2 protein-coding genes and 2 pseudogenes are annotated in these 4,682 nt (G+C 36.5%); 3 read left to right on the forward strand and 1 reads right to left on the reverse strand.

All coding sequences use genetic code 11. The annotated features are described in order from the left end of the window. The 3 genes and pseudogenes from AC3AX0_RS07520 to AC3AX0_RS07530 form a co-directional block, all read left to right on the forward strand. Positions 1–1,860 (forward strand): annotated as a pseudogene (locus AC3AX0_RS07520) (type I glutamate--ammonia ligase); the annotation flags it as partial. A gap of 377 nt (positions 1,861–2,237) precedes the next feature. Then, entirely contained in the window at positions 2,238–2,939 is a 702-nt protein-coding gene (locus tag AC3AX0_RS07525; RefSeq protein ID WP_487549691.1) for a response regulator transcription factor, read from the forward strand. After that, positions 2,929–4,281, forward strand: coding sequence for a sensor histidine kinase (locus AC3AX0_RS07530; protein WP_487549692.1), 1,353 nt, complete (start codon positions 2,929–2,931; stop codon positions 4,279–4,281). Before AC3AX0_RS07525 ends, AC3AX0_RS07530 begins: the two co-directional genes overlap by 11 nt. Before the next feature lie 150 nt (positions 4,282–4,431). On the opposite strand, the pseudogene AC3AX0_RS07535 reads toward AC3AX0_RS07530, so the two are convergent. Then, a pseudogene (locus AC3AX0_RS07535) lies at positions 4,432–4,682 on the reverse strand (hypothetical protein); the annotation flags it as partial.

Consider the following 4,682-nt stretch of genomic DNA (forward strand, 5'->3'; position numbering starts at 1 on the left):
TTAAACCAAAGAACCAAAACAAAGAGTATTTAACAGCAATGTTGAATGAACACCCGGAAATTAAGTTTGTATCATTTATGGGGATTGATATAGGTGGAAATGGAACAGATGAAAAGATTCCAGTAGCATTATTCTTGGAAGACATGGGCACAATGCTTAAGCAAGGAATCCAGACAGACGGATCTTCAGTTGACCTGAAGGGAATAGCGACTCTTAACAATGCAAGGGTTGATATTGTTCCAGACCTTGAAAGCACATGGTTTGTTGACTATAACTACGAATACCACTGCGACGAGAATGGACTTCCCGTAGGCTCACTAAAGATACCTGCATTCCTTGAGCATGACGAGAAAAGAGTTTGTTCAAGATCAATCCTAAAGAGAACAGTTGATGTGTTCAAGGAAAGAATAGCGGGAATATTTGAAACAAAGCCTGAGCTTGCAAAGAGCCTTGGATTTGATTTTGCCGACATAGACGAGATAGTACTTACATCTGCAACTGAGCTTGAGCTTTGGGTAAACACACCTGATGACGAAGCTAATCTTGAAGAACTTTCAACTTCACAGACTCTCAAGGAACAGTACTGGAAGAGAACTCACGGCATAGTTAGAACTGTAATAGAAAAATGTATGGCTGAGCGGACTTGAGCCTGAAATGGCCCACAAGGAAGTTGGAGGAATCGCCAGCAGGGTGGGATCAACAGGCAGACTAAAGCATGTAATGGAACAGCTTGAAATAGACTGGAAATATTCAGATGCGATGCAGTGTGCAGACAATGAAATAATTGCAAGAGAAATAGTGGAAGATTTGTTCAAAAGTCATGGACTTGAAGTGACATTCATGGCCAAACCTCTTGAAGGAGTTGCAGGAAGCGGCGAGCACACGCACTTTGGAGCTGCTGTCAAGCTCAAGTCGGGTAAATTCGTGAACATTTTCTCTCCGGTGGATATGACAAAAGAATATTTGAGTGAATTCGGATATGGATCATTGATGGGACTTCTTAGAAACTACGATGTTATAAACCCATTCGTTTCGTCTTCTAATGATTCTTTCAACAGGCTTAAGCCTGGATTTGAGGCTCCTATATGTGTAGTTACATCTCTTGGGCATACTAAGGAAATACCTTCAAGAAACAGATCAATCCTTGCAGGTGTAATAAGAGACCTTACAAATCCTATGGCAACAAGATTCGAGCTTAGAGCTCCGAATCCATTGTCAAATACATATCTTGTAATAGCATCTACATATATGGCAATGCTTGACGGTATCGAAGCTGTAGTTAAAGCAGGTCTTTCAATGGCGGATCTTGAAAAAGAAATTTCAAAGAAAGCAGGGGAAGAAGCTGTTTACCTTGAGAAGGATAAAATGTACAGAAGTGAAGACAATGTATTCAAGCACTACACTGAAGAGGAAAGAATAGCACTTTTCGGAAAGGCTCCTTCAACAGTATATGAAAACATACAGGGACTCAACCATGGTGGAGCAAGAATAGGACTTCTTAAGAACGGCGGAGTATTCACGGATGCCCTTATAGAGTCATTCAAGCTTGTAACGCTTGATAAATGGGCTACTGAGCTGGTTGGAAGAATCATTCCAAACAACAGGGCAGTTCTAAGAAGTTTTGATAAACTTCATACAGACCTTGCAACAGATCTTGATGTAATCAACTGGGAAAAAATAAATGCACTTAGAGTAGACCTTATGAAGGACAGCACTTCTGTGAAATCACTGTTCTCAAGAATCAGAAATGCAGTGGAAGAAGAAGCTTTTGATGTTGCTTCAGACCTTCAAAAAGAAATGAATGAGAAGATGGTAATTGCAAGACAAATGAACTTCGACTACAAGAGAAATATAATATAACAATTAACATCCTATATAAATTTAAAACCCGACTATGTCGGGTTTTTTTAATAAATCAAGAAATTTTAATATGCAAAACCCCTTGAAGTGTTATTATTCTACCTCTATTTGTGATAAAATGAATATGATTTGTACATTGTACTAGGACAAATCGCTTAATTAATAAAGTTTTAATATTATGTTCATTTTATTTATACTTAATGAGTATATAATTTTAATTTGAAGCATAATGAAAAAGAACAGTAATGTAGTTTTATCTCATAACAAGTTTCGTACTAATTCATATAACATATGCTATACAATTGAACCATTTGTATAGCATATGTTATATGAATTAACTCAACTAAAGTTAGGATATAAATACTAGGAGGTATAATTTGGATAATAAAGTGATACTTGTTGTTGATGATGACAAAGACATCAGGAACATGATAAAAATATATTTACAGAATGACAATTACAATGTTGTTCTTGCTAAAGATGGTAATGAAGCCCTTGAAATGATTGAAAATGCAAAGGTCGATTTGGTTGTTTTGGACATAATGATGCCAGGAATGGATGGAATGGAAACCTGCATGAAGATAAGGGAGAAGTACAAAATGCCTATAATATTCCTTTCTGCAAAGGGAGAGGACATGGACAAGATAATGGGTCTTTCAGCTGGAGGAGACGACTATTTGACCAAACCCTTCAATCCAATGGAACTTACTGCAAGGGTAAAGGCCAATATCAGAAGGGTGGATATTTTTGATAAGATTGAAGGTGACGATGACAAGGAAGATATCATAATCATAGATAATTTGACCATAAATATCGACACTCATCAGGTGTTTTATAAGGATGAAGAAATCCATCTTACGAAGACTGAATTTGACATATTAAAACTTCTTGCGTCCAATAGAGGAATGGTTTTTAGCATAGAAAAGATATACAACAAGGTGTGGAAGGATGAGTTTTTTGTTACAGACAATACCGTAACCGTACATATCAGGAAACTGAGAGAAAAGCTCAAGGATGACTACAAAAACCCAAAATACATAAAGACAATATGGGGAGTTGGATACAAAATTGAGAAGTAATTCTACAAAAAGTCTCAGAACGGAGTTCTTGGGATATTTTTTCATATCAATAATAGCAGCTGTCGTATTTGGAGTTTTGTCTTTTTACATAATTGAAAGCTCATACTCCCAGGCAAAGCTGGAACTAAATATAGAGGAAAAGGAAAATGCAGAGCTGTTTATTGATGAGTTGAACAACAGGTTGGAGGATTTGCCTTCCATTGAAGATCTGGAGTATGAAATAGGCTATTTGCTGAGCAGTGATGGAGTATATCATATAAATGTTGTAGATGAAAAGGGAGCGCTTTTGTACAGCAGTTCCGAGGATACCCAGCAGCAGAGGGACTTCATACTTTACAGAACCTTTACAATCAAAGGTGAAAACAACATATTATTCCTTGAAGGAAAGTACAAGGACAGGTCATATGAAGAAGACATACTGGCTATGATAATAATCCTCATATCCATAATCCTTTTTGTATTTATATTTTTCAGGCTGGCAAACAGAAGAATAAACTATATCCATGAAATATCAGAATCCGTAGACAGCATATCCATTGGTGATCATGACAGTCCAATAATCCTGTCGGGTAATGACGAACTGACTTTTCTGGCGGACAATATCAACTACATGAGCCGATCCATCAAGGAGAAAAAGGAACATGAGATAAAGATAGAAAGGTCAAAAAAAGAACTTATTACAAACATGTCTCACGACCTTAGGACTCCATTGACTTCAATCATCGGATACTTGAGTTTGATTGTGGACGGTAACTATGGAGATGAAAATAAGCTTAATGAATATGCAAATATATGCTATACCAAATCACAGCAGCTAAAAAAGCTAATAAACAGACTTTTTGAATACTCCAAACTTACAAGTGAAAAGCTAAAGGTAGAGAAGGTAAATCTTGATATAAACAGGTTCATAAACCAGATAAGAGGCGAGTATTCCCACATAGTAGAGGAAAACAACTTAAAATTTGAAGTTAATCTTACTGAAATCAAGCCTCACATAAGCGGAGACCCACTTCTCATGGTAAGGGTTTTTGAAAACCTTATATATAATGCTGTAAAATATGCGAAAAAACCTGGAAAGCTCACAATCGCCACATCTGTAAAGGGTGATTATGTTCTAATTCAGGTTGCAAATACAATAGACAAGAAACAATTTAAAAAAGGTGATATGGAAAATATTTTCGACAGGATGTTCATAAAGGATAAGTCAAGAAGCGGTGGAAAAAGTAGCGGCCTTGGACTTGCCATAAGCAGGGAAATCGTCGAAATGAACAACGGAAGAATCTGGGCTGAAATATCAGGTGGAAACATTGTATTCTTCATGAGATTCAAGAAAATTGCTTGATGTTGCAATTCTATGAATAGATAGCAATATAGTGATTGATATATTAACTAACTGGAGCACTCAAAGTTGGACATAGGAAAGAAAAATGTATTAGAACTAGGTACAAAAAAAGAAGGATATAATATCCTTCTTTAGTATTGTGCAGTTTTATTATATTAGACCTCTATCTCTCATCACATAAATGGATTCCTTAAGGGCGGCTATTGTTTTTACTTCCACTACTACTGTAAGGTCTTTTTCTTTTGCAAAAGTAATTCTATCAAGTAGATCAAGCTCTCCTGTATATGGAACAAGATGGTCCTTGCTACCCAGAGTATCATGGAAGTGCATGTGTGATATGTTGTTTTTAACCTTCATTAGGTATTCGTGGTCAACATATTCCTTGGCCGAGTCATGACCTA

It is taken from the genome of Dethiosulfatibacter sp., from assembly GCF_983023055.1.